This window comes from Nitrospira sp. ND1, assembly GCF_900170025.1.
GTDB lineage: Bacteria > Nitrospirota > Nitrospiria > Nitrospirales > Nitrospiraceae > Nitrospira_A.
In genome coordinates, this window is record NZ_FWEX01000006.1 from 1,813,381 (window position 1) to 1,836,946 (window position 23,566).

Annotated in this window: 24 protein-coding genes and 1 tRNA gene; 11 read left to right on the forward strand and 14 right to left on the reverse strand. The window is 58.3% G+C overall.

Annotated features, from left to right (window positions below; genetic code table 11):
- Window positions 1-42: 42 nt before the first annotated feature.
- The 3 genes from NSND_RS13210 to NSND_RS13220 all read right to left on the reverse strand — a co-directional run bounded on the left by NSND_RS13210 (window position 43) and on the right by NSND_RS13220 (window position 3,066).
- Entirely contained in the window at window positions 43-1,179 is a 1,137-nt protein-coding gene (locus NSND_RS13210; protein ID WP_080879445.1) for a Fic family protein, read from the reverse strand.
- Window positions 1,180-1,414: 235 nt separating this feature from the next.
- Window positions 1,415-1,501 (reverse strand) — tRNA-Leu (locus NSND_RS13215).
- An 89-nt stretch (window positions 1,502-1,590) separates the two neighbouring features.
- Window positions 1,591-3,066, reverse strand: coding sequence for a DEAD/DEAH box helicase family protein (locus NSND_RS13220; protein WP_143833548.1), 1,476 nt, complete (start codon window positions 3,064-3,066; stop codon window positions 1,591-1,593).
- A 301-nt stretch (window positions 3,067-3,367) separates the two neighbouring features.
- On the opposite strand from NSND_RS13220, the gene rplI reads away from it, so the two are divergent.
- The 6 genes from rplI to lpxC all read left to right on the forward strand — a co-directional run bounded on the left by rplI (window position 3,368) and on the right by lpxC (window position 8,772).
- Window positions 3,368-3,862, forward strand: coding sequence for a 50S ribosomal protein L9 (gene rplI, locus NSND_RS13225; protein ID WP_080879447.1), 495 nt, complete (start codon window positions 3,368-3,370; stop codon window positions 3,860-3,862).
- 54 nt (window positions 3,863-3,916) lie between these two features.
- Window positions 3,917-5,194: a serine hydroxymethyltransferase gene (glyA, locus tag NSND_RS13230; RefSeq protein WP_080880880.1), complete on the forward strand. Its 1,278-nt coding sequence runs from the start codon at window positions 3,917-3,919 to the stop codon at window positions 5,192-5,194.
- Between the two features lie 15 nt (window positions 5,195-5,209).
- Window positions 5,210-5,674: a transcriptional regulator NrdR gene (gene nrdR, locus NSND_RS13235; protein ID WP_080879448.1), complete on the forward strand. Its 465-nt coding sequence runs from the start codon at window positions 5,210-5,212 to the stop codon at window positions 5,672-5,674.
- A gap of 108 nt (window positions 5,675-5,782) precedes the next feature.
- Complete coding sequence (locus NSND_RS13240) at window positions 5,783-6,904, forward strand: sensor histidine kinase (RefSeq protein WP_159450779.1); 1,122 nt, start codon at window positions 5,783-5,785, stop codon at window positions 6,902-6,904.
- Window positions 6,891-7,562, forward strand: a complete 672-nt coding sequence (locus tag NSND_RS13245; protein ID WP_013246776.1) for a response regulator transcription factor — start codon at window positions 6,891-6,893, stop codon at window positions 7,560-7,562. Before NSND_RS13240 ends, NSND_RS13245 begins: the two co-directional genes overlap by 14 nt.
- Window positions 7,563-7,845: 283 nt before the next feature.
- A complete protein-coding gene (gene lpxC, locus NSND_RS13250; protein ID WP_080879450.1) occupies window positions 7,846-8,772 on the forward strand; it encodes a UDP-3-O-acyl-N-acetylglucosamine deacetylase in 927 nt (308 codons plus the stop codon).
- A 243-nt stretch (window positions 8,773-9,015) separates the two neighbouring features.
- Here lpxC and NSND_RS13255 read toward each other — a convergent pair whose 3' ends face one another.
- Entirely contained in the window at window positions 9,016-9,525 is a 510-nt protein-coding gene (locus NSND_RS13255) for a winged helix-turn-helix domain-containing protein (protein ID WP_041186301.1), read from the reverse strand.
- Window positions 9,526-9,775: 250 nt separating this feature from the next.
- Between NSND_RS13255 and NSND_RS13260 the strand changes: the two genes are divergently transcribed.
- The 3 genes from NSND_RS13260 (at window position 9,776) to NSND_RS13270 (ending at window position 11,432) form a co-directional block, all read left to right on the forward strand.
- On the forward strand, window positions 9,776-10,597 hold the full coding sequence (locus NSND_RS13260) for an inositol monophosphatase family protein (RefSeq protein ID WP_080879452.1): 822 nt from the start codon (window positions 9,776-9,778) through the stop codon (window positions 10,595-10,597).
- 143 nt (window positions 10,598-10,740) lie between these two features.
- Complete coding sequence (locus NSND_RS13265; RefSeq protein ID WP_080879453.1) at window positions 10,741-11,010, forward strand: hypothetical protein; 270 nt, start codon at window positions 10,741-10,743, stop codon at window positions 11,008-11,010.
- 89 nt (window positions 11,011-11,099) lie between these two features.
- A complete protein-coding gene (locus NSND_RS13270; protein ID WP_080879454.1) occupies window positions 11,100-11,432 on the forward strand; it encodes an arsenosugar biosynthesis-associated peroxidase-like protein in 333 nt (110 codons plus the stop codon).
- A 36-nt stretch (window positions 11,433-11,468) separates the two neighbouring features.
- On the opposite strand, the gene NSND_RS13275 is transcribed toward NSND_RS13270, so the two are convergent.
- The 4 genes from NSND_RS13275 to NSND_RS21690 all read right to left on the reverse strand — a co-directional run bounded on the left by NSND_RS13275 (window position 11,469) and on the right by NSND_RS21690 (window position 14,925).
- Window positions 11,469-13,334: a RiPP maturation radical SAM C-methyltransferase gene (locus tag NSND_RS13275; RefSeq protein ID WP_080879455.1), complete on the reverse strand. Its 1,866-nt coding sequence runs from the start codon at window positions 13,332-13,334 to the stop codon at window positions 11,469-11,471.
- Between the two features lie 214 nt (window positions 13,335-13,548).
- Window positions 13,549-13,896: a 4a-hydroxytetrahydrobiopterin dehydratase gene (locus NSND_RS13285; RefSeq protein WP_080879457.1), complete on the reverse strand. Its 348-nt coding sequence runs from the start codon at window positions 13,894-13,896 to the stop codon at window positions 13,549-13,551.
- Between the two features lie 86 nt (window positions 13,897-13,982).
- Window positions 13,983-14,471 carry a CBS domain-containing protein gene (locus tag NSND_RS13290; RefSeq protein ID WP_080879458.1) on the reverse strand — a complete coding sequence of 163 codons (489 nt, stop codon included), beginning with the start codon at window positions 14,469-14,471 and terminating at the stop codon, window positions 13,983-13,985.
- Window positions 14,472-14,757: 286 nt separating this feature from the next.
- Window positions 14,758-14,925, reverse strand: a complete 168-nt coding sequence (locus NSND_RS21690; protein ID WP_235000247.1) for a hypothetical protein — start codon at window positions 14,923-14,925, stop codon at window positions 14,758-14,760.
- On the opposite strand from NSND_RS21690, the gene NSND_RS13295 reads away from it, so the two are divergent.
- A complete protein-coding gene (locus NSND_RS13295) occupies window positions 14,842-15,447 on the forward strand; it encodes a glycerophosphodiester phosphodiesterase (RefSeq protein WP_235000343.1) in 606 nt (201 codons plus the stop codon). The two genes, NSND_RS21690 and NSND_RS13295, sit on opposite strands and share 84 nt — an antisense overlap.
- A gap of 84 nt (window positions 15,448-15,531) precedes the next feature.
- Here NSND_RS13295 and NSND_RS13300 read toward each other — a convergent pair whose 3' ends face one another.
- The 4 genes from NSND_RS13300 to NSND_RS13315 all read right to left on the reverse strand — a co-directional run bounded on the left by NSND_RS13300 (window position 15,532) and on the right by NSND_RS13315 (window position 19,780).
- Window positions 15,532-16,068: a mechanosensitive ion channel domain-containing protein gene (locus NSND_RS13300; protein WP_080879460.1), complete on the reverse strand. Its 537-nt coding sequence runs from the start codon at window positions 16,066-16,068 to the stop codon at window positions 15,532-15,534.
- Between the two features lie 1,143 nt (window positions 16,069-17,211).
- Complete coding sequence (locus tag NSND_RS13305) at window positions 17,212-17,925, reverse strand: DUF4412 domain-containing protein (protein WP_080879461.1); 714 nt, start codon at window positions 17,923-17,925, stop codon at window positions 17,212-17,214.
- Window positions 17,926-17,956: 31 nt separating this feature from the next.
- A complete protein-coding gene (locus NSND_RS13310; RefSeq protein ID WP_080879462.1) occupies window positions 17,957-18,838 on the reverse strand; it encodes a DUF4412 domain-containing protein in 882 nt (293 codons plus the stop codon).
- A 108-nt stretch (window positions 18,839-18,946) separates the two neighbouring features.
- Entirely contained in the window at window positions 18,947-19,780 is an 834-nt protein-coding gene (locus NSND_RS13315; RefSeq protein ID WP_200810534.1) for a polyphosphate kinase 2 family protein, read from the reverse strand.
- Window positions 19,781-19,999: 219 nt separating this feature from the next.
- Between NSND_RS13315 and NSND_RS13320 the strand changes: the two genes are divergently transcribed.
- Window positions 20,000-20,485, forward strand: a complete 486-nt coding sequence (locus NSND_RS13320; RefSeq protein WP_080879463.1) for a macro domain-containing protein — start codon at window positions 20,000-20,002, stop codon at window positions 20,483-20,485.
- 46 nt (window positions 20,486-20,531) lie between these two features.
- Here the strand turns inward: NSND_RS13320 and otsB are convergent, their stop codons facing one another.
- Both otsB and NSND_RS13330 read right to left on the reverse strand, forming a co-directional pair.
- Window positions 20,532-21,296 carry a trehalose-phosphatase gene (otsB, locus tag NSND_RS13325; protein ID WP_159450780.1) on the reverse strand — a complete coding sequence of 255 codons (765 nt, stop codon included), beginning with the start codon at window positions 21,294-21,296 and terminating at the stop codon, window positions 20,532-20,534.
- Window positions 21,297-21,313: 17 nt separating this feature from the next.
- Window positions 21,314-23,545: an alpha,alpha-trehalose-phosphate synthase (UDP-forming) gene (locus tag NSND_RS13330; protein ID WP_080879465.1), complete on the reverse strand. Its 2,232-nt coding sequence runs from the start codon at window positions 23,543-23,545 to the stop codon at window positions 21,314-21,316.
- Between the last annotated feature and the right edge of the window lie 21 nt (window positions 23,546-23,566).

Genomic DNA, 23,566 nt, shown 5'->3' on the forward strand with positions numbered 1-23,566 from the left:
TGGCACTTGCGTTGGTAACGTTCCTACCGTGTGAATCTGGCGCTATTTTTTGAACAGGCGCACATAGTCCTGAAAGATGAACAGGCGATTACGCCTCTGTCCGGTCAGCTCACGAAGAATGCCGAGTTTGACGAAGTCATCGATGAGCGCAGCGGCGGTATTGGTTTGTGTCTTGATGAGATCGGTGACCATTTTGATGTTGATCACCGGCGCCCGGTAAAGAGACTTCATAAGCATCTGCGCGTTAGCCTGGCGACGCACATGGAAAGTGGGCATATATTTGCGCTCTATCCGCTCCTTGAGTGTAAGGATGTCCCTGAACACTTGGATGGACAAGGCAGTCGTCTCGCGCATGCCGAGCAGAAAGAATCGTAACCACGGTTCCATCTTCTGAGTCGTACGCACGGCCATCAGTTGATCGTAATACTCGCCCTTGTGACGCTCGAAGAAGTCGGATAGATACAGCGCAGGCTTGTGTAAGAGGCCGGAGCCGACGAGATAGAGCACAATGAGCAGACGACCCAACCGTCCGTTTCCGTCTAAAAACGGATGGATGGTTTCAAACTGATAATGGATGAGCGCGATTCTGACCAGATGCGGAACATGAATCTGGTCGTTGTGCATGAACTTTTCCAGGTCACTCATGAGATCCGGCACATGGAGGTGATGCGGCGGGATAAAGGTGGCGTGGTTAAGACTGACACCGATCCAGTTTTGGCTGGTGCGAAATTCTCCAGGCTGCTTGTGCGTGCCACGCACCCCGCGCAGCAGCACAGCATGAGTCTCTCGCAAGAGCCGATTGGACAAGGGCATCTGGTCCATCTGTTTGATCGAAAAATTGATGGCCTGGATGTAATTATGCACCTCCTGCCAGTCATCGCGTTTTTCCGGATCGACGTCGAGCTTGCCGATCAGCGCCTCTTCCATATTGGTCTGAGTGCCCTCAATACGGCTTGAGGTCGTGGCTTCCTTGGTAATGTGCATTCGGATGAAAAAATCCACGTCCGGGATGAGCTGAGAAAACCCGTTCAACTCTCCGAGCAGACGATTCGTCTCTTCCAGGAGTGTGAGAATCTGGGGATCAGACACGACCCATTCCCGGTTGATCGGCGTGGGCAGGAAGCTGCGGTACTCGTACTGTTGTTCGTACCCCCCCGACTTGAACTCCTTGATGTTCATGAAACTCCTCGACTCCTGCCGGGCCAATTTGATCTAAGCGGACTGCTATGTCAAATGCGCCGCGCCAAATTGATATAACGCAGAACGTATGTCAAATGGCCGGGCTGGATAGATAGAAGGGCTCGCAATCGAGCAAGCTACTCGGAAGGCCAGGAAAAGAGAGAGAAAGACTGCTAGAGGGTTTTTCCTGTCGCCGAGAGCCATCGGAAGGGCTTCGGGTCGAGCAAGCTGTGTATGGTGCCGAAGCCGGGAGTTGAACCCGGATACCCTTACGGGCGCTGGTACCTGAAACCAGTGCGTCTGCCAGTTCCGCCACTTCGGCCTAAGGAATGGAGTGGGATTATCGCTGATCGGTTTCGACCCGTCAAGGTGAGGAACATGAAAATATCCGTCGGCTGAGGTGAATCGAGTTCAGCCGGCGGTCAGGACCCCGTCGGTGAGATTCCAGGCGCCACCGGCCGTCACCTCGCGCAGGTCGCCGCTGAGCACAATCCGTTCGCGGACCAACCCCGCCGCCGCCAGCAGAAAGGCCGCGCGGATGCGTGGCGCCTCATCCGCAATCAAGACGTCGAACCGCACCTTGCGAAACAACGGATCGACCGCCACCCGCGCCGCCGTGGTGACGATGACCCGCCGGTTCTGCACGAAGGCCTGCCGGTTGGTATCCTCCTGCGCCGCCAGCAGTTCGCGAATCTTCTTCGTGCCCCCCAAGCGGATGACTTCTTCCTTGAGTTCGGCAAATTCCGGCTTGAGCTCCTTCGGGACCGTCGCCTCGGGAATCAATTCGGCAATCCGTTCCTTGGCGATGTCGACTTCATGGCGAAGCCCGGCACAGTGCCGTTCATAGATCGCTTTGTACTCACGCAGCGATTCGACGTTTTTTCCTACCGCCTGCATGGACAACCGCTTCCAGATGGGGAGTTGTTCATAGTCGGTCAGGGTCTGGTCGATTTCCTTGATCTTGGCCAGGAAATCGGTCAACTGGGTCACCAATCGCCATTCCAACAACCGCACCTCGTCCAGATCCTTCTGCTTTTGGGCCTTGTAGGCCAGAATCGGCGTGAGTTCACGGAACCGATCGTACTTTTTGCGCAAGACCGCCTTGTCGGAGCGAGACTTGGCATAGAACTGATGCATCTGCGCCTCGAATCCCAAATCCGGAAGAGGAATGCCTCCGCTCTCCTTGCTGGTCGCCACTTCGTACCGACTCAGCCAACTTTTGAACGTCAGTCCGGCTGCTTTCATCGCCCGGGCCGTGAGAAGGGTGATCGCATCGGCGCTCTCGTGGTCCGGAGCAACGAGAAGAATGCGTTTGTTGCCCCGAAGCAGCTCAATAATGAGCGTGGCCAGCTTCTGCCGACGCGCCGTCAGATCGTCTTGCCACAAGGGCGTCAGCACGGAGGTGGGCACCAGGGCCTCCAGCGCGGCGCGGTCCCCCGTTTGTCCCGCTTCGAGGACGGGGAGAAGCCGTTCGGCCGGGCCGAGTGTGTAGGAGGCGCCGGTTTTGCTCATTTCTGCCAAGCGGCGGCTGGTGGTCAGGGCCAATCCACTGGCATCCGGCACCAGCGTGGCGCTGGGTACCACATCGCCGATGGCATCGAACAATTGCAGCACGAGGCGCTCCCCGTCCTGAAACAGCACAATGCCCTCCGTGGGTTCAGCCTCTTCGCCCAGGAGCAGAGTCGCAGACAGATCGGCTCCCACCACCACGTCGGCGGAGAGATAGAACTCATACAGGTGCAAATTCCCGACGGTCTGGAGCAGCCGGCCTCGCGTGAGCGGAATCGATTGGTCGAGCCCCTGCTCCGTGCCGCGCGCGGCATCACCGTCCAGCGTCGCCGCCAGCTGATCGAGGAGATCGGGCAAGGTGTCTGGTATTGCGGTCATGTTCCGTTCTTCCCCTGCGTGTCGTCGTGGCGCAGCCTGCGACGCCGGTCGCACAACCGTCAGCGCATTGTTCATAGAATCGGGAACGTATCTTAAAGAGTTCCGAAAGATCCTGTCCACCAGCGACGCACGCACAAACAATCCACCGCTGAAACGCGACAATGAACGGAAAGAGCCGCACTGAACGCCTGCGCCGCCATTTCGAGCCGAATGAAGAAAACCGTCGCATGCCTCCAGATCAATTGACTTTTGCACAGCCCGCCAGTATGCTTTTTCCCTTTCCAACAGAAGGAGTTGCAGTATGAAGGTGATTCTCCAAGAAACACTCGAAGGCGTGGGCGACCTCGGCGACCTTTTGGACGTCTCCAACGGGTTTGCCCGGAACTATCTCTTGCCCCGCAAGAAGGCCGTTGAAGCCAATAGCCGGAACATCAAAGAATTCGAACATGCCAAGCGGGCCGCGGCCGAGAAGGCCAAGAAGGAAAAGCAGGACATCGAGGCGCACGGCAAGAAGATCTCCGCGGTCTCGCTGACCGTTGCCGCCCAGGTCGGAAAAGACGACAAGATGTTTGGATCCGTGACGGCCAAGGATATTGCGGAAGGGTTGGCTGAGCAAGGATTCACCGTGGATCGCCGCAAGATCCAGCTGGCCCAGCCCATCAAGGAACTCGGCACCTTCGCCATTGCCATCAAGCTGCCGCGCGAAGTCACCGCCACCATTGCGGTCCATGTGGTGAAGAAGCAAGACGAGCAAGAAGCGCAAGCAGAGCCGGAAGAAGCCGCACCAACCGCATAACCCGTTGCGGGATCATGCGTGGCCACCGGAGAGAAGGCTGCGCTCGGAGGAAGCATGCAGGAGCTGATCGGTTCGTTGGACGCATTGAAATCAACCGACCCTGAAACCTACGAGGCTATCGTCGCCGAGGAGCAGCGGCAACGGGACAAGTTGCTGTTGATCGCCTCGGAAAATTTCGCCAGCCCCGCCGTCTTGGCCGCCCAGGGCAGCGTGATGACGAATAAGTATGCCGAAGGGTATCCCGGCAAGCGCTATTACGGCGGTTGCCAGCATGTCGATACGGTTGAAAGCCTCGCCATCGAACGCGCGAAACAGATCTTCGGCGCCGAGCACGTCAACGTGCAGCCGCATTCGGGATCGCAAGCCAATATGGCCGCGTACCTGTCCGTGCTCAAGCCGGGCGACACGATTCTGGGATTAGACCTCGCCCAGGGCGGACACCTCACCCACGGCAGCAAGGTGAATTTCTCCGGCATCATTTTCCGTGCATTTTCGTATGGCGTCGATCGCCAGACCGAAACCATCGATTATGGGGCGGTTCAGAAGATCGCCGAGGAATGCCGTCCTCGCATGTTGGTGGTGGGAGCCAGCGCCTACGCCCGCACCCTCGACTTCCCCAAGTTTCAGGAAATCGCCAAGTCGGTGGGCGCGTACCTGCTGGTCGATATCGCGCACATTGCCGGGTTGATCGCAGCCGGGTTGCATCCCAATCCCGTCCCCTACGCGGATTTCGTCACGACCACGACGCATAAAACGCTGCGTGGCCCACGCGGTGGCGTCACCATGTGCAAAGCCGAATACGCCAAGGCCGTCGATAAGATTATCTTCCCCGGCCTGCAGGGCGGCCCCCTCATGCATGTGATTGCCGCCAAAGCCGTCGCATTCAAAGAAGCGCTGTCGCCCGCGTTCAAGCGGTACCAGCAGCAGGTGCTCGCCAACGCGCGCACGCTGGCGCAGGGACTCGTCGACCGTGGCTATAAAATTGTGTCGGGGGGAACCGATACCCACCTGATGCTGGTCAACCTTACCAACAAAGGCATCACGGGGAAAGAAGCCGACGCCGCCCTCGACGCCGCCGGCATCATCGTCAACAAGAACGCCGTCCCCTACGACGAAAAACCGCCGGCCACGGCCAGCGGCATCCGGATCGGCAGCCCCATCGTCTCGACGCGCGGCATGCGCGAGGCAGAGATGCGAGAGATCGTGGCGCTGATCGATCGTGTGTTGCAGCATCCCCAGGATCAGCAGGTGCAGGCCGAGGTGCGGGCGCAAGCAAAAACGTTGTGCAATCGTTTTCCCATCTTTCATGCCTACGATTCGTCTCCCGCTTAGGCAGGACGTTCGCCAGTGAAGTGTCCTTTCTGCGACGATGTCGAGGACAAAGTCGTCGATTCGCGGATGGCCAAAGAAGGCGAGGTCATCCGGCGGCGACGCGAATGCCTGTCGTGCAAACGCCGGTACACCACCTACGAACGGGTCGAAGAAACCATGCCCGCCGTCGTAAAAAAGGACGGACGACGGGAGCCGTTTGATCGGAGCAAGATCGTGTCCGGGCTCAAAAAAGCCTGCGAAAAACGCCCGATCAGCACCGCGACCATCGAAACCGTCACCGATCGCATCGAAAAGCGCATCCAGGATTTAGGTGAAACCGAGATCGTGAGCACCGCCGTCGGTGAGGAAGTCATGCGAGAACTGTCTCAACTCGATCAGGTCGCCTATGTTCGATTCGCCTCCGTGTATCGGGAGTTTAAAGACATCGACCAGTTCATGGACGAGATCAAAGCCCTGGCCCAGCAGCGCCGGGAGCGTTAAGCCCTCCCCTTCTCTTCGCTGTTTCGGATCGGTCCGCTCGGTGTAGGTCTCGGTAGGATGGGCACCAACAGAGGAGAGACCTGCGCACTCCCGATAGGCTCTGAACCCATGGCAACGACCAAAGTCACCCGCAACCGACGAACAGCCAAGCGACCAAGCCGACGCCGATCGCCGGGGGCTACACACGTGGTCATCATCGGCGCGGGCCGCGGCGGCACCGCCCTGATGGAGATTTTCGCCAACGATCCCTTGGTCCGCATCGTCGGCGTGGCCGACATCAGCGATCAGGCACCCGGCCTCGGCCTCGCCAAACGGCTGCACATCCGCGTGACACGCAACTATCGCCAACTGCTGAAAATGGGGCCGGTCGATCTGGTCATCGATGTGTCGGGCAACCCGGAGGTCGGCGAATACCTGCAGGACATTCGCCGCATGGGCGTCTCGGTCATCGGGGGGGCCAGCGCCAAATTCATGTGGCAGTTGATCGAGGCGCGCATTCGCGCCACGGCCGACATCGAAAAAGCCTTGAATAAGTACCAGTCGCTGTACCGCTTGTACGTCAAAGAAACCGGCGCCGCGGTGACGGAGGAACGGACGCGCATTGCCTGCGAAATTCACGACGGGTTGGTGCAGAGCCTCGCCGGCGTGAACTTCAAGCTGGAGCTCTCTCAAGAGCTGATTCGGAAGAATCCCAAAGCCAGTCTCGCCACGATCCGTGAATCCAAAGCCCAATTGAAACTGGCCATTCAGGAGGCCAGACAGGTCATCTTCAACCTGCGTCCGCTCCACTACGACAAAATGGAGCTCATCCCGGCACTGACGAACTATCTCAAGTCCTACGAAACCCAATACCATATCAAGACGGCCTTTTCCGTGACCGGAGACGAAACGATCTTGTTCCCACGCACCAAGATCTTCCTGTTCCGGATCGTGCAAGAAGCCCTGAGCAACGTGCAAAAGCACGCCAAGGCCGGCCGGGTGTCGGTGCAGCTCGATATTCGGTTTGATCTGTTGCAAGTGACCATTTCCGACAACGGGATCGGATTCGACATGGATGCGGTCCTTCGCGATCCCGAAAAGTGGGATCACTTCGGCATTCGCGGCATCCTGGAACGCGCACGACTGGTGGGCGGGGAAGCCACGATCGACTCGAAGAAAGGGCGCGGCACGCGCATCGTGCTGCGAATCCCACTAGCCGACAAGGAGACGATTCGTCATGGAAAAAATTAAGGTACTGATCGCTGATGATCACCGCGTGGTGCGCGAAGGCCTGGCGGCCATCCTCAAGACCAAAGACGACATCAACGTGGTGGGCGAAGCGCAAGACGGCGTGGAAGCCGTGGAGAAAACCAAAACTCTCATGCCGGACGTCATTCTCATGGATGTCAGCATGCCCCGCATGGGCGGCATCGAAGCCACCCGTCAAATCAAGCGGGAATTCCCTCACATGGGCATCGTGGCGCTGACGATGTATGAAGAGCAGCAATACATCTTCGATCTCGTGCGCGCCGGCGCCACCGGGTATCTATTGAAAGACTCTGAGTCCTCACAAATCGTGGCGGCCATCCGGGCGATCTACCGGGGCGAGTCGCTTATTCATCCGTCGGTCGCCAGTAAGATCCTGGCCGAGTTCTCCCTCATGTCCCAGAAGAAGGGCAAGAAGCCGGCTTGGGTTGAACACGATTTGACTGAACGCGAAATCACGGTCCTGCGCCTCGTCGCAGACGGGAAGACCAACAAAGAAATCGCCAACAACTTGGATCTCAGCGAGAAGACGGTGAAAAACCACGTCCGCAATATCTTTCACAAACTGCAGGTGTATGACCGGACCCAGGCCGCGATTCTGGCCATCCGCAAAGGGCTGATCGAATTGGAACCGAGACCCTAACGGAGGCCGCGCCACCAATGCAAAGCCCAGGCACGGATCTCGATATTGATGCCGGAATACGTGGTTCCCGCTAAACCCAGCCTGATATAATCAGTTAACTCATTGAAAACCAAACACTTCCGTGCTTCGCCTCTTCCATCAAAAGATACAATTGTGTGAATTTCACCACAGTGAGCACTTTCAACCATTCAATATAATTCAATATATATCAATAACTTACGATTAATTTAATGCTTGGCACAAGCATTGCTCATCTTGGAGTACACATTACGGAGGAGGCACCGTGCGGTTTCAGCAAACGATCGGATCACCAGTTTCATGTTCGGGTGTCGGGCTCCACTCAGGCCAACCGGTCACGCTGACACTCCGCCCAGCTCCCCCTAATACCGGAATCGTGTTTGTCTATCGCAACGGATCGGAGGAAACCCTCCTCCCGGCTGCGGTCTCAAATAAAGTACCGACCGAGCTCTGCACGGCCATCAGCGTCAACGGCCGTCAAGTGAAGACCATCGAACACCTCCTGTCGGCTTTGGTCGGCATGGAAGTCGACAACGTGTACGCAGAAGTCGATGCAGGGGAAGTCCCCGTGCTGGATGGCAGCGCGAGCCCCTTCGTGCGATTGATTCGTGCGGCCGGCGTGATCCCCCAGACCCGTCGCCAATCGTATGTGAAAATCACGCAACCCATTGAGGTTGTTGATGGAGCACGCCGAGTCAGAATCGAGCCGTCTTCCACCCCGAAGATCACGTACTCCATTCACTACGATCATCCATTGATCCAAACCCAGTCCTACACCTATGCCTGCTCCGCCTCGGCTTTTGAGCAGGATATTGCAACGGCTCGCACGTTTGGATTTTTGCACGAAGTCGAAGCCCTGTGGGCCAGAGGCCTCGGAAAAGGCGGGACACTGGACAACACCGTGATTCTGTCCAAAGACGGTGTCGTGAATGAATCGGGCCTGCGCTTCCAGAACGAGTTCGTCCGCCACAAGGTCCTGGACTTGATCGGCGATATCGCGCTTCTCGGCTTCCCGTTCATCGGCCATATCGTTGCGGAACGATCAGGTCATGCCATGCACACCAGACTCGTTGAGCAAATCCTGGCTCAGCGCGACAAATGGGCCCTCATCACCGGGGAACATGCAGTCGCGGCATCCGAATCTCGCTCTCCGCTCGGGCTCCTTCGCCCCGCACCATCCCTCGCGATCTAACCGCTGCTTCCAAGCACCCGCATACGCAGATACACTCCTATGCCTATGCCCCATAAGGCCATGGCTGCTTTTAGGCATAAAAAAACGCCGGAGGTAAGTGGCCTTACCCCCGGCGTGTAAATCCTGGTGGGACTTACTTCTTCTTCGCTGCCTTCTTCGCTGGTTTCTTCGCTGCCTTCTTCGTTGCCAAGACTCTCACCTCCCTTCACACATTTAGAGTTGATATGAACTTCTTCCGCCCGCTTACACTACTGCCGTTAACTCCTGGGTCATCACCGCAAACGTGTTCGGTCCGACTTTCTGGAATCGCTTATCCCGCTTTAATGATGTCGCCACAGACGTCAATGGTGTCTTACCCTTGATCTGCAAACCGCCCTCCAGGAGGCGCTGCAAGAGCTCCTTGGCATGCATCGGCCGGCTGGCTTCGCGGAGAATCTGATAGGCAGCCTCCGGGACGCTCTTTCCGACATACTTGCTTTTGCCGAGCAGGATTTCACGCGATTGGTCCGTGACATCGGTCACAGGGAGAGGTCGAATACCTTTTTCATCGGTAATAATCTGACTGGAGAGGCTCGCCAGCTTGGCCTTGTCGGCTTCAACGCGATACAGCGTTTCCGCCAGCTCCAGGTATTTCTTGATCATCGCGATTTCGTCGTCGAGCCGACGCCGCTTTTTCTCAAGCTCCTGGTAGCGATTCCGATAGGCGCTGATCCGCTGCTCCAAGCCCACCAGAATGTCGGTCAATTCTTCCACAAGCAAGTCCTCAATAAAGCATACTTGCTTTATAGCAAGTGAATCATTTTCTGTCAAGTGATTCAAAACAACTATTTGATCGCATTCCACGCGTGTGCAAGCCGAATGCATACAATGCCTAACCAAGCCTTGTCATACAAGAACAAGCGTTTTGCGTATCGTTATTTATCAATATCTTACGATGAGTTAACAGGGCCAGACGAAGTCTTTTGGAACGCTTGGACGTGAGTCGTGGTAGGATGCGGCTTCTATGCAGACCTCTGATCGTCCCTCTCCAGAAGATTGCTCCTCATTTCTTGCGACCGCGATCCGAGCGGCCGAAGCAGCCGGAACCGTGCTCCTGGAGCATGCCCGCTCCGGATTTCGCATCGACTATAAGGCGGCCATCAATCTTGTGACCGATGCGGATCGAGGCGCGGAAGAAAGCATCGTGTGCACCATTCTCTCCGCCCACCCGTCCCATCGGATCCTTGCCGAGGAACGCGGGGAGGATGGGGCCACGGACTCCCCATATCGATGGATTATCGATCCTCTGGACGGCACCACCAACTTCGCCCATGGATTCCCGTTTTACTCCGTCTCGATCGGCCTGGAATGTGACGGGGAATGCATCGTGGGTGTCGTGCTGGACCCGGTTCGCCGGGAGTTATTCACCGCTGTTCTGGGGCAAGGCGCGTACCTGAACGGCGAGCGCCTTCGCGTGTCGACGATTGAGACGCTTGAGCACTCGCTGCTGGTCACCGGCTTCGCGTACAACATCCGTGAGACCACCGACAATAATCTCGACCACTTTTCCCGCATCTCACTCCGCGCACAAGGCGTCCGCCGCACCGGTTCAGCCGCATTGGATCTCAGCTATGTGGCAGCCGGCCGATTCGACGGGTATTGGGAAGTGAAGCTGAGTCCATGGGACATGGCCGCCGGCGTTGTGATTCTCCGGGAGGCCGGGGGAGTCGTGTCAGGCTTCAGCAGGGACCGATTTTCATTGTACGGACAGGAGCTTGTCGCCACTAACGGGCACATTCACGAGCACTTGCTTCGCGCCATCAATCAGCACCCCGATCCTCACTGATCAGCATCGATTCCAGCCGGCGATCCCGAGCAATTCATCTCCGACCACGGAAACACCACGCCGCCGGCCGTCCCATGTACAGCGCGATATTTGATGCGGTATCATGCCGCTCTCACATGTCAGACTGAAGGAGCGCACGCACCATGGCAAGCCAAGTCCCTCCGCAAAAACCAGTCGCCCCAGCGGCGAATCCGCAGGATGTCTGGGATGTCGAACTCTTACACGTCCACGTGTCACGCAAAGGACAACTCGTCAATGCCGAATGGGCGCTGCACCCTCAGATCAAGGCAGACTTGAGCGCGGAAGAATGGAAAGAACTCGGGGAACTCATGAGCAAAGTCACCACCATCGTCGGACACCGTTTTTCTCAGGCCCTCGGCGAGGCCGATCCCGCCCCTCCGGGTAACGCCTAACGCATCGGACACTGAAAATCCGCTGATCGCTCGCCGACGCCATATCGTGTCCGGAACGAACCACACCTACTCACCCTGCGAGGTTATCCATGGACTGTTATTACCATTCGAAGGATCTCGGCAAATTCGGAGACATGGGGAAGGGCAACCCGGTGCTGTGGGAAAAGTTCATGAGTTATTACAGCGCCGTCTTCGCGGAAGGGGCGCTGACGGAACGGGAGAAAGCGCTGATTGCGCTCGGCGTGGCCCATGCCGTGCAATGCCCGTACTGCATCGATGCCTACACACAGGCCTGCTTGGAAAAGGGATCGAATACCGAAGAAATGACCGAAGCCGTCCATGTCGCCTGCGCGATCCGCGGCGGAGCGTCACTCGTACACGGCGTGCAGATGCGAAACGTCACTGAGAAGCTGTCGATGTAGGGGAGGGGAGAAGGACGGAAGAGACGCAGAATCCGCTCAGTAGTAGGGGTGCTCGGGTATGGCCAGCGTGAAATACTTCCCGCGCTCTTCATATAGAATGCGACGACTCGTCAAGATGCCAAGCGCCTCGGTCAGCTCGTCTTCCGAGCATGCCATGTCACGCGTTGCCTCGCTCAGCGCCGCCCGAATCTGCTCCCGACTCTTCGCAGCCTCGTTGCACGCCTCGATGATGCCCGCCGCAGGCCAGTCGTACCGTCGTCTCGTAGGCATCTGTGGATTACGCCCGTCATAGATCGTGACATACTCCATGGCCTTGGAGTAATACAAAAACGGCCGGTCGCTGCTGCGCGCCAGCCGCTGCCATTCCTTCACCAAGCCGATCAATTCCTGATAGACGTGGGGATCCACCGGCCAGTCGTCGAGTTCATACTCGAAATCGTAGGCGATCTTGCGCAGATCGACGCGCGCCGCATCATACACATATTCATAGGCTGTCCCCGGACCCGTGATGCGCACGCCGTACTCATGCGGTCTCGTAAAGTAGGGACTGAACCGTTGCAACCAGAATTTCCCGGTCGCCTCCGGCGCTTGCAAATGGAACAGGGACGGCAGGAGATCGATCTGCCGCCGATAGTCCTCATTCGTCTCGCCGGGAAAGCCGAGCAGAATATTCCAGGATACCGACACTCGGTAGTAACAACTCCACTTGAGGCAAATGATGTTCTGCATGGGCGTCACGCCCTTGTCCATCGCTTTCAACTGCGAGAGACTGAGGCTTTCCAACCCGGGCTGCATGCACTTCACGCCCCCCACGGCCAGCGTCCGGATCTGGCTCTTCTGCAGATTGCTCTTGGTTTCGATAAACACATCCAGATCGCAGTGCTCGGCGGCAAACCGGCCGAACAGATTCTCGACATATTTCATATCGATGATGTTGTCCACCAGCCGGAACCGTGTCGTATCGTAGCGACTCGACAGATACGCCATCTCGCGAGCGACCTGTTCAGACGACTTGGCGCGGAATTTCATACTCTGCGCATTCAGCCCGCAGAAGGTGCAATGGTGCTTCTCACCCCACCAGCAACCGCGTGAGCCTTCGTACAATAGAATACGATCCAGGCCGCGCGACGCCTCAGTGCCGAGTTCGGCCAGCAGATGATAATAGTCGTCGTAGTCCGGCGGGCCGGTCTGTGCGAACTCCGTGAAGAGCGCGGTATTCGACTCACATCGAATGTCGCCCTGCTCCCGATACGTCACCCCTTTCGGGCAGGGCCCGGCCGATCCGCTCAGGATATGGGTCACCAATGCTGGGAACGTCACCTCACCTTCACCCACGACCACATGGTCGATGAACGGAAAGGCGCGAAAGTATTCCAACCCCATCTCGCCGTCATAGTTGGCGCCACCGAACACGATCTTCACGTCCGGATACAAATCCTTGATGAGCTTCGCCATGGTCAGACTGGCCACGTTTTGATCGAAGGTGGACGTGAACCCCACGATCTTGTACTGGCCCCAATCGATGCCGGTCATGGCTCCGGTCAGGAATTGCGGCGCGGTCCGCGTGGCCATCTCCTCGAAGAACGAAATTGGCTGGCCGCTCTCCCGGGCAATCTGCTCGAACACCGGCTTGAACACCCTCGGATACTCGGCCCGTTTGGGGTTGTCGCGAAACAGCAGATAGGAGAAGAGCCACTCGCCGAACAGCGCGCGTTTCTCGCAAATCGATTCGTAGAGAGGAATCCCGATCTTGTGCGCGAATCGCACATTGAGGTGATGACACTCGACCCCGATGCCCTTCGCTTTCAACAGCGCCGACAACGTGCCCAATTGAATGGAAGGATACTTCGAAAAACTGAAGGGCATGTTGACGAGCGCCACCTGGGCCTGGGAGCTACTCATAAGATCCCCAGTCCAGCCGGCACAAGGCGGGGGCCAAACCCGGAGAAGTCATGGACATCGTCACGAGACAGTCGAGACCGAAGCTCGCCGCGGGCGCCCGCAGAGAGGACGACGCAGGCGTATTCACCGCAATCCGTCGAGGAGGCCGAGCGAGAACGTCCGCGCCGAGCGAGAGGATCGGCTGTCGCAGTAGATGCGCCATGATTTCTCCTGGTTAGGCCCCCGCCCGGAACGGTTCAAACTCTCGATCCGCTTTGGCGGCCAGATAAAAATCGCTCTCCGTGAGGCCGTTGATCTTGTGTGTCCAGATCTCGACTTTACATTTTCCCCAGGCTACATACAGATCCGGGTGATGGCCCTCGGCTTCAGCCACTGCGCCGACCTTATTCGCAAATGCCAGCGACTGCGCAAAATCCTTGAATGTATAAAGCCGTTCGAGATGGCCTTGGGCATTCAGCGACCACCCACGCCCCACCTCTTGCAACAAGGTCTGTGTACGATCGACGGGGAGGGGAGGGACTCCGCCTCGACAGGGAATACATTTATTGTCGGCCAGACTCATGACATCTCCTTCGCAGACGGTGACAGCCGTCGGTCGTTTCAACAAGGGGCTATTCTACGAGTTGCCCGTTCGGTCCCGCAACCGCCCTATCGCCCTGACGGTTGTGCGACCCTGTGTTCATCCATCACGGCATGCCCTCGTTCGAAAAAGAGCCCTCGATTGATGTCGCCCACGCTGACCATCCCGACCAATGTCCCCTTCTCGACCACCGGAATCCGGCGAAAATTTTTCAAGCCCATATAGGACGCGGCTTCAAGCACCGGGGTCCGTGGCGTCACTGTCAGCGGATTCAGGCTCATGACCTCCTCAACTCGTTGAGTGAGGACGTCCGCATAGCCCTCCTCCATCTCCACAAAATCCCGGCTGTGCACATTGTCATGAATATATTCGCCGTAATTGGGATAAAGAGGAATCAAGACATCGCGCAGCGTCACCATGCCGATCAAGAGCTCACCGTCCTCGACGACCGGAATGGCGCCGCAATGACGACTCAGCATCTTGGTGACCACGCTACGGACCGACTCATTTCGCCTGGCCGTGACCACCCCGGTAGACATGACATCCTGGACAAGCATGGCAGCCTCCTTTCACACAGGGCGACTCGCAGAGGAGTCACCGGAAGGGGAATGTATTCTGCATCATCACTCGCTCTGATCCAAGTCACCTCCGGCCACATCATCCGATCCTGGCAGAGCCGGGACCGGGTCCGCCGCTCACCATCGTACCAACTCACCGGGGGTGAGCCCCTCGGCGTTCTTTGCAGACTTACGCGAAATATGGTAGGGAAGTGGCGTTCGAAAAGAAAGCCCCTCCCTGCAGCCGGTCAACGCAGGATCGGGGAGGGCCCTCTCCCAGGGCATCTCACGCGAGGTCGCTATCGCCACCGTCCTTCGCATCGGTCATCGGGGAGCCGCCGGCCACGCCCCCGAGAACACCCTCGCCGCTATTTGGAAAGCCCGCTCGTTTCACGCAGATCTCATCGAAATCGACCTTCGCGCAACCAGCGACGGCCATCTTGTGTTGCTGCACGACGACACCATCGACCGCACCACCAACAAGAGCGGACACGTGTCCGAGATGTCGCTTGAGCAAATCCAACGGCTCGATGCGGGGAACTGGCAGCGTGTCCCCACGCTGGAGGAAGCCTTGGACGTTGCGGGACGCGCAATCGGTATGATTCTGGAACTCAAAGTGGAGGGAATCGGCAACGAGGCCTGCGCGATCGTCAAGCGCACCGGCTTCCCCGGACCGTTGATCTATGCGTCGTTTCTGATGCCGGAGCTGCAGCGCGTGCGGCAAACCGATCCCGACGCGAAGATTATGGTCTTGCAGCACCGCCGGCTGCCGCCGGACCCTGTAGCCGATGTCGTCGCTTTGGATGCCTCCCATGTCGGACTCCACTTTTCGACGGTCACACCCATGCTGCTGCAGACGTATCACAACCTCGGACGACAGGTCTTTGTCTACACCGTGAATGAATCGCAAGACATCCAACGCATGCGCAACCTGGGCGTGGACGGGATCATCTCCGACTTCCCGGACCGCATCTGAGCTCGGCACAGAGCAGATGGCCTACGGCTCGGAAAGAGAACGGTCCCGTCACTGTCTTGGCTATAAGCCATTTGCTATTTGCTCTTAAGACGCACGTAGCTTCACCACGATCTGCTGGGCAGCGACGCTATTCGGCACCACGATATGACGGTCATCGACCGTCTTCACCAAAATATAGCCCATGGTCATCTCATCGACCACGCCGGTTTCGAGTCCGGTCGGTGCAGACAGTTGCACACGATCGCCCACCTCGAACGGCTGATAGAACAGCAAGGCAAAGCCGGACACCAGGTTGCTGAGCGTGGTCTGCGCCGCCAAACCGAAGAGGATCGACGCCACACCGGCACTCGCCAGCAACGCCGTCCCTACGGAGTGCAGTTGTGGGATCGCGTTGAAGTAGAGAATGACCGCCAGGGTATAGACCACCACTTGCCCCAGCCTGATCAGCAACGTCGAGGCCGCCTGATCGCTCAGAAGATACGCCACCCGGCGCACGCCCAACCTGATCATACGAGCGAGGAACCAGGCAATCAGGATAAATAAGAACGCGTAAAACGCAGCCCCGACCAAGGTGGCAGGATCGATGAAATCTCCGCGAACAAACACGTCAAGAAAAGACATAGGGACCTCCCATGGCACGGCACGTGATTCAGAATCAGCAACTCTTGGGACTGTATGCCATGGAAGAAGGACGGAACAAGGGCGGAAGACCGGGTCGCATAAAATGCCACGGGCGACCCTACACTGCGGTGGGAGGTCGCCCGTGGATGGCGCTTGGGACGCCGAAAATCGATTATATTGTCGGAACCTCAGGACCCGTTCGAGAAGACAGGGTATCAGGATGTCCGTCGGGGGATAATCTATCCCAGGAAACTTGTGTGCCTCGTGTTTGGATCAAATCCTTCTCTTTTTGGATGGCTGTTATCCGGTTATCGGATAGTGCCGAGAGGCACAAGCCAGCGAAGGATCGTCAAACCCGACCGACGATCAGCCCACCCTCAACTCTGCGGGCCGCCCTAGTCCGGTGGCGTAAGTTCTTCCATCTGTGAACCTCCCCGGTTGAGGAGTGGCGAGGTCTCCCGAACAGGCGCGCACTGTCCATCGCCTCGTCACGGTTAACACAGCCCTTGGAATACACAATCCCGTCTTACGCTCCTTAGAAAATCCTGTCAATAGAAAAATCGGCCCTAGTCATATTTCCTGATCCGAATCCGATAGGCCGGTTCGAGCTCTCGTTACGGCAAGGGCCCCTGCTTGGACAGGAGCCCTTGGGTGGCGCTTAGGACGCCGAGTGCTGTCCGTGATGTAGCGGCCCATGAAGACCCGCCGAGTCGAACAAGAGGGAAGAACATCTCGCCGGAAAAAAACAGCCTGTCATCAACAGGCGACGTGTAGAGATCAAAACCAGTTCTCCGCTTAGGGGCATGACGCGATGATGGAGATCGGTGCGTCTTCGATGCCGCGAGGCATAGCCGAGAGAGAACCGGCCGACAGAACCGACGAGACGCTTGCCTTCAATCCGGCAGGCCGTACGGGCCAGGTGGAGTCGTATCGTTCATCGTCCACCCTCCTTTCCGTTGCGGGACTCAGTGGGAGATCTAGACGGCAGCCGCGCGGTCTGTCCGGTCTCCCAGCTACCACGATGGAGTCGGGCCGCAAATCCTATCTACGCTCCTCGAAAAGTTCTGTCAATACAGGGTGTCGTTGGAGTCCCGATGGCGGCCAGACCGACCGCCATCATCCGGTGGCAGGCAGCATGCAGCCTTACCGGTCCGCCGGTGACCGCCCCTCTTTCATCGCATCGCCGGACTGCTGCCTGATCACGGCCATGTCCTGTTTCTTGTAGTCGGCGGGAGGGAGGAACAATGCATCGTCGAGGCTTTTCTTTTCGATGTTCACGACTTCCCAGCGAGCCTCCTCATTCCCCTTGGCGTCACGATCCACACCCTTGATCGGAAACCCGCCGTCCTTAAACAGCTCACGCATCCACCCCGGCAACAACGAAGCACCGCCCGCTTGCGCGCTCATCATCCCGAACATGGCCGCATTCCCGATTCCCCTCGCGATACAGAGCTCGCCGGTGCTGCCGTCCGACTTGTCTTTCGTGTGATAGATCTCGCACGGATACCCCGCGGCCTGGTCGCGTTTTCCAGTCTTGATGACTACAACATCCTCCGACCTGTCCGGCGCAGCCTTGGACGTCTCCCCCGTGGGGATCTCCATATAAATCTTTTCGCCGTGCTGAAGGCTGTACATCACCTTCTTCTTTGCATCGAAGATCATGGCGCCTTTTTCCGCATCCGGACCCGTTTCCTCAAACCGCAGCTTGTCGCCCTTCAGAAACCACTGCTGCTGCATGGTCGTCCCGTCGCTCGTCTCATTCAGGAGCATGAGGCCCTCAAAACCACTCGCCGACACGACTACCGCAACAGCCGTCAGCAAGACGCCTCCCGCCAGACCCAGCATGACCGTACGCATGTCGCTCTCCTTTCAGTCCGGATGCGCGGAGCTACTGCCCGCCTTGCGGTTGTACCTGCTGTTTTTTCATCGCCTCGCTGAGCTGCCTCATGATCTCTTGCATATCCGGTTGCGGCCCGGCCTCACCGGCTGGCTCACCCGCACCGCGGCGCGCGGCTTTGCGCTTTTTCATGTCCTCCAGCATCTTGGAGAGATCCGCCTTACCCTGCCCCTTTTGCTCGCGCATCGCCTTCATCCGTTCCTGCATCGCCGACATGTCCTGCTTCGCCCAGTCAGCCGGGAAGGCAAAGAGGCCGGCATCCAAGCTCTTTTTGTCGATGCTGGTCACTTCCATGCGCATGGATTCCTTGCCCGCTTCGTCATACTGAATGCTCCGGATGGCGAATCCTCCCTCCTCGGCGAGTTGCTTCATCCAGCCGGGCTGCGAAGACCGCCGAGCATCCTTCGGGTCAGCCCAGAACGTCGCGGCTTTTCCGAACCCCTTGGCCACACAGACGTGGCTCTTCAGTCGATGCTGTTCCTTGTCGGTGATGCGCCAGATCTCGCAGGAATATCCCGCAATCGTCTCGGTCTTCCCCGTCCGCTCGACGACCTGATTTTCGAACGCCTGCGCGAGATGCTCCCCACGCTCGCCCGCCAGGCTGAATTCCATATAAGACTTCTGCCCGGGCATCGCCATCTGCATCGTTCCGGTCGTGGCGTCGAAGATCATGACGCTCGTGCGCCCTTCGCCGCGAGACATTTCCATGCGGCCCTTGTCACCCTTGAGATACCAGTCCATCGCGCTCTTCATATCGGTGTCCGCGTGACTGGTCGTCATGTGGAGCACACCTTCAAACTCACCGGCGCGGGCAGAGAGTGGAGCGAGACTCAAGGCAACGGTCGCGACAACAATCGGCCATCTTCTGTGCATGATCCACACTCCTGGTTAGACGAGCGCCTGCAAGACAAGCTGCAGTGTAGCCGAGCGTGGCGGCCGGCACCATCCTGAACCGGCGAAGCTTGCCCCTAGAGCAGCCGGCTAGACGATCTTCAGCGTCTTGAAATTCACTCCCTTCGGAGCCGGAGGGGTCGAGAGCTTCATCGTCGTCAGCGCCTGAACAACCAGTTCCGCCACCACGAGATTGCGATACCATTTTCGATTGGCCGGCACGATGTACCAGGGGGCCTGGTCGGTGCTGGTGGCCGCGATCACCTCTTCGAACGCCGTCATATACTCGTCCCACAGTTTGCGCTCTTCCAGGTCCCCGGAATTCCATTTCCACCGCTTTTCGGGATCGTGAATGCGGGCTTCCAGGCGGGCCTTCTGTTCGTTTTTCGAAATATGGAGGAAAAATTTCAGAATGGCCGTCCCGTTCTCGGCAAGGAGTTCCTCGAATTCCTTGATCTGATTAAAGCGGCGGGTCACGACTTTGTCCGAGACCCAGCCATGCACCCGCGTAATCAACACGTCTTCATAGTGCGAACGGTTGAAGATTCCGATCTGGCCCTTGGCGGGCGCCTTCTGATGCACGCGCCAGAGGAAGTCGTGGGAGAGCTCTTCTGCGGAAGGCGTTTTAAAAGTCACCACCTTGCAGCCCTGCGGATTAACCCCGGACATGACGTGCTTGATCGTGCCGTCCTTGCCGCTGGTGTCCATGCCCTGTAGCACGATCAACAGGGCGCGCGAGCCGTTGGCATAGAGACGCTCCTGCAATTGATCGAGTGTCGCAATGAGTTCGTCCGCCGCCGCCTTGGCCTTCGCCTTTCCATCTTCGTTCTTCTTGTACGCCCCGGTGTCATCGGGATCGAACCGTTTTAATGCCAGTCGGCAGCCGGGCTCGATGCGATAGGCTTTCATGTCACCCTTCTCCACAATAGTGCCTCCTTCCACTGACCAAGACCAGCGCTTCCTCGCACGATCTCTTCATGAAACAGAGGCCTGCACGCCGACATGGCGAGCGACTGCCTCGGCGACAGCACGAGCACACTCCCGGTCGCGAATTAAATTTCTTCCCCCGCTCCATTGATTGAACCGGACGCAGCCTTATGTGATAAGAAATGACCTTATCCCCACATCAAGGAGGCGTCAGTCATGCTCAAGGAAGTGACCGGAGACATTCTCTTATCCACCGCCGGCGCGATCGCACACGGCATTGCCCCCCACGACAATTTCAAGCAGGGCTTGGCCTTGTCGCTTCGTGAGCAGTGGCCGGGCATGTACAAAGATTTTCGCCACTATTGCCAAACCTACAATCCCAAACCGGGCGGCGCCTGGTCCTGGAAAGGCCCGAATTCCCCGGTCATCATCAATCTGTTTACGCAAGAGCCGCCGGCCAGCGATCAGGATCGTCCCGGAAAGGCCACCTTACCCAACGTCAATCATGCGCTCCAGGCATTGAAGAAGGAACTGCAGGAGCATCAGGTGAAGAGCGTGGCGCTGCCTCGTCTGGCAACGGGAGTCGGCGGACTGGAATGGGAGAAAGTCTATCCCTTGCTCCAGCAGGCCTTGAAAGACCTGAATATTCCTGTGTACGTCTACGGTCAGTACAAAAAAGGGGTGACGGCCCAGGAAACCTAGCAGGTACAACCACCGGTTCCGGCGCCAGGGCGATGAGTATCAGGAGCTAGGCCGACGCCAGACGGCCTCGGGCCCGGGTCAGATACTGTAGCAAGAGTCCGATCTGCGACTGCCGCGCAAGATACCATTGTGCGGCAGTCGCAGCCTTCTTTCCGATGCGCACCGTGACGATGCGCTCATCCGGCAGCGAAAACACATCCTCATCGGTATCGTCATCGCCGACGTACAGAGCACCGGAACTCTTCAGCTGGTGCATCAATTCCAACATCGCCGACCCTTTGTGGAGATTGCCGGAGGGGATGGCATTCACCACGGCTTTGCCCAACACGAGCCTGGGCGCAGGGGCCAGCATCGACACGGTATGAAAGATCGCCTCACGCGCGAGCTGCGGTGAGCAAGCCTGACGATAATGAAACGTGACCGAATAGGTCTTGTCCTCTACCACCACTCCCGCTCGCGTCAGATTTCGCTCGTCTTTGGACACCGTCTTCAACCAGGCGCGGCAACAATCCTGGGCCTGGTGCATGACCCGCTCCGACGTATGCAGCCCTTCGAGCCCGTGATTGCCGATGAGATGCGCGGGGATGCCGTCCACGCGCGGGCTGAGGTCGGCAAGTGAGCGTCCCGAAATGACCGCCGTCGGCGCCGTCACTGCCAGGGCGTGCAGGGCCTCGCGAATAGGGTGGGTAAGGACGGCGGCATGCCGGTCTTGAACGATTCGCGCCAGCGTGCCGTCGAAATCGAACGCAAACAACGCCTCGGCCTGGCCGGCCAGCCGATCGAGGACACGCTTGCCTGGAGTGCTGAGCACGTCCTGCATCGGTGCGATTACCGCCCCCGTCCCGAAGCTTGTCCCACCTGCTTCATCACGCGGATACGACGGCGCATCCGGGCCGCGTCCATGAGCATACGACCGGCCCACCGGTAGACATTGAACTCCTGAATCAGTCCGCGCATGCTCCGCATACGGGCGCGCTGTTCCTTCGGGGGCATAGAGAGCGCCATGTGCAACGCCGCCGCGCACTGGTCGATATCGTAGGGATTCACCACCAACGCCTCCGGCAGCTCCTGCGCCGCTCCGGTGAACTGGCTGAGGATCAGCACACCTTGTTCGTCGTCACGGGCCGCGATGAATTCCTTCGCCACCAGATTCATGCCGTCATGCAGACTCGTGACAAAGCAGAGCTCGGAAGCCCGGTAATACTCATACACATCCGGCGGCTCGTGGTGTTTCACCTTCAACACGATCGGCTCATACCCTTCGCGGCCGAATCGCTTATTGATGCGCTCAGCCAGCGCGTAGACTTGATCGTGGAAATGCTGGTACTGGTCGATGATCGTCCGGCTCGGCGCCGCGATCTGAATGAAGGAAAACTTGCCGACCCACTCGGGCTGCAGCTCGAACAATCGTTCGACGGCGAGAAATCGCTCGATGATGCCCTTGGTGTAGTCCAAGCGGTCGACACCGATCCCGACCAGCCGATCGGGTCCCATCGCATGACGCTCGCGGATATGCACCCGGCAGTCCGGCACCGGCCGTTGATTCTCCAACCAGCGCGACGGCCACTCGATGGAAATCGGGTAGGGGTTGACCGCCGTGAGGCGCCCGCCGTAGGACACCGTGGAGCTGTCGCGGTCGATGCGCGCCTCAAGGATGCGATCGATGCAGGACAGGAAATGGTTTCCATGCTCACGGGTGTGGAACCCGACGATGCTGCTGCCGAGCAAGCCTTCCAGAATCTCCTGCCGCCACGGGCAGATGCCGTAGCTCTCGGAGTTGGGCCAGGGAATATGCCAGAACATGATGATGGTGGCGTTCGGCAGCTTCTCACGCACCATCTTCGGGAGCAGCGCAAAGTGGTAATCCTGCACGAGGATCACCGGATCATCCGTCTTGGCCTCTTCCACCACCGCCTTCGCGAACCGCTCGTTGACGGCCACATACTGTTCCCAGTCGGAAGTCCTGAACGTCGGACGGACATGCGCATTGTGGCATAAGGGCCAGAGGCCCTCGTTGGAAAACCCATAATAAAACCCGGATTCTTCATCGGGCGACAACCAGATGCGGCGAATGTCGTAGGAAGGATGGTCCGGCGGCACCCGTACGTGATCCCGGCTATCCACGACTTCCCGGTCCGCTGAACCGTTGCCGTGAGCGATCCACACGCCCGAACAAGCCCGCATCACCGGTTCGAGGGCGGACACCAGCCCGCTGGCAGGCACTTGCACCTCGATTTTCTGCCCGCGCCGATTGTGGATGTAGGGCTGGCGATTGGAGACAATTAGAATTTCGTCGCCAGACAGATGCTCATGCAGAATGGTTTTGAGGCTGGCGGGACTCCAGGTGATCTGGCTTTCATCGCGCATCCGGCGATCGGCTTCCAATTCCCGCACCAGCGCATGGAGATCCTGCGCCACCGGATGCAGTTCGGACGAATGGGCTCCGGCGGATTCAGGCGGCAACCCTTTGCTGGTCAACATGGCCCGCACCCCGGCCACCCAGCCTCGCCAGCTGAGTTGCGCGACGAGCACGGTCACCGCGGAAATCAACCCGGCGAGTCCGACGAAGAGATAAAAGATGTACCACTTCGTATCGGTGCTGCGCTGGTGCACAAAACTCATGTCGTGGACCAGCATCAGCCGGCCCTGCGCTTTGCCTCCGGACTGAATGGTCGCGACCACCACGTGCAACGGTCCTTGCGCAAACTCCACCACTTCCGAAGAGCCCGGCGCCAGATGCGCCAGACTTTCGCAGGACAGCTGGTCGGGATAGGTCAACGTCTGGTAGAGCAGACGCTGCTGGGTATCGCAGAAACCCAGCGCATAGAGCCGCTCGTCCTGAATGACTTTGTGAAAGTAGGCGAAGATCTTCGTGCGTGAACGCGAAACGACCAGGTCCGCCAACGGCACTTCCATCGTGCTGGCCAGTAGTTTGGATCGGCTTTCGAGGTCGCGCGTGAACCACTTCAGCGTGAGCGAATCGACGAGGGGCACGACGCTATACGCCACGACTCCCAAAACCAGCAAGAGGGGAAGGATAAACCGGAGGGACAGCCGCATTTTTGCTCCTGCAGTTTACTT

Excerpts from the sequence above, each read along its gene's own strand:
- NSND_RS13285 (WP_080879457.1), bottom strand. The coding sequence starts at position 13,896 with ATGAGTCTGGCCGACAATAAATGTATTCCCTGTCGAGGCGGAGTCCCT.
- NSND_RS13245 (WP_013246776.1), top strand. The coding sequence starts at position 6,891 with ATGGAAAAAATTAAGGTACTGATCGCTGATGATCACCGCGTGGTGCGC.
- NSND_RS13265 (WP_080879453.1), top strand. The coding sequence starts at position 10,741 with ATGGCAAGCCAAGTCCCTCCGCAAAAACCAGTCGCCCCAGCGGCGAAT.
- glyA (WP_080880880.1), top strand. The coding sequence starts at position 3,917 with ATGCAGGAGCTGATCGGTTCGTTGGACGCATTGAAATCAACCGACCCT.
- NSND_RS13270 (WP_080879454.1), top strand. The coding sequence starts at position 11,100 with ATGGACTGTTATTACCATTCGAAGGATCTCGGCAAATTCGGAGACATG.
- NSND_RS13260 (WP_080879452.1), top strand. The coding sequence starts at position 9,776 with ATGCAGACCTCTGATCGTCCCTCTCCAGAAGATTGCTCCTCATTTCTT.
- NSND_RS13275 (WP_080879455.1), bottom strand. The coding sequence starts at position 13,334 with ATGAGTAGCTCCCAGGCCCAGGTGGCGCTCGTCAACATGCCCTTCAGT.
- NSND_RS13305 (WP_080879461.1), bottom strand. The coding sequence starts at position 17,925 with ATGCGTACGGTCATGCTGGGTCTGGCGGGAGGCGTCTTGCTGACGGCT.
- NSND_RS13240 (WP_159450779.1), top strand. The coding sequence starts at position 5,783 with ATGGCAACGACCAAAGTCACCCGCAACCGACGAACAGCCAAGCGACCA.
- NSND_RS13290 (WP_080879458.1), bottom strand. The coding sequence starts at position 14,471 with ATGCTTGTCCAGGATGTCATGTCTACCGGGGTGGTCACGGCCAGGCGA.
- NSND_RS13220 (WP_143833548.1), bottom strand. The coding sequence starts at position 3,066 with ATGACCGCAATACCAGACACCTTGCCCGATCTCCTCGATCAGCTGGCG.
- NSND_RS13320 (WP_080879463.1), top strand. The coding sequence starts at position 20,000 with ATGCTCAAGGAAGTGACCGGAGACATTCTCTTATCCACCGCCGGCGCG.
- rplI (WP_080879447.1), top strand. The coding sequence starts at position 3,368 with ATGAAGGTGATTCTCCAAGAAACACTCGAAGGCGTGGGCGACCTCGGC.
- NSND_RS13330 (WP_080879465.1), bottom strand. The coding sequence starts at position 23,545 with ATGCGGCTGTCCCTCCGGTTTATCCTTCCCCTCTTGCTGGTTTTGGGA.
- NSND_RS13210 (WP_080879445.1), bottom strand. The coding sequence starts at position 1,179 with ATGAACATCAAGGAGTTCAAGTCGGGGGGGTACGAACAACAGTACGAG.
- NSND_RS13300 (WP_080879460.1), bottom strand. The coding sequence starts at position 16,068 with ATGTCTTTTCTTGACGTGTTTGTTCGCGGAGATTTCATCGATCCTGCC.
- NSND_RS13310 (WP_080879462.1), bottom strand. The coding sequence starts at position 18,838 with ATGCACAGAAGATGGCCGATTGTTGTCGCGACCGTTGCCTTGAGTCTC.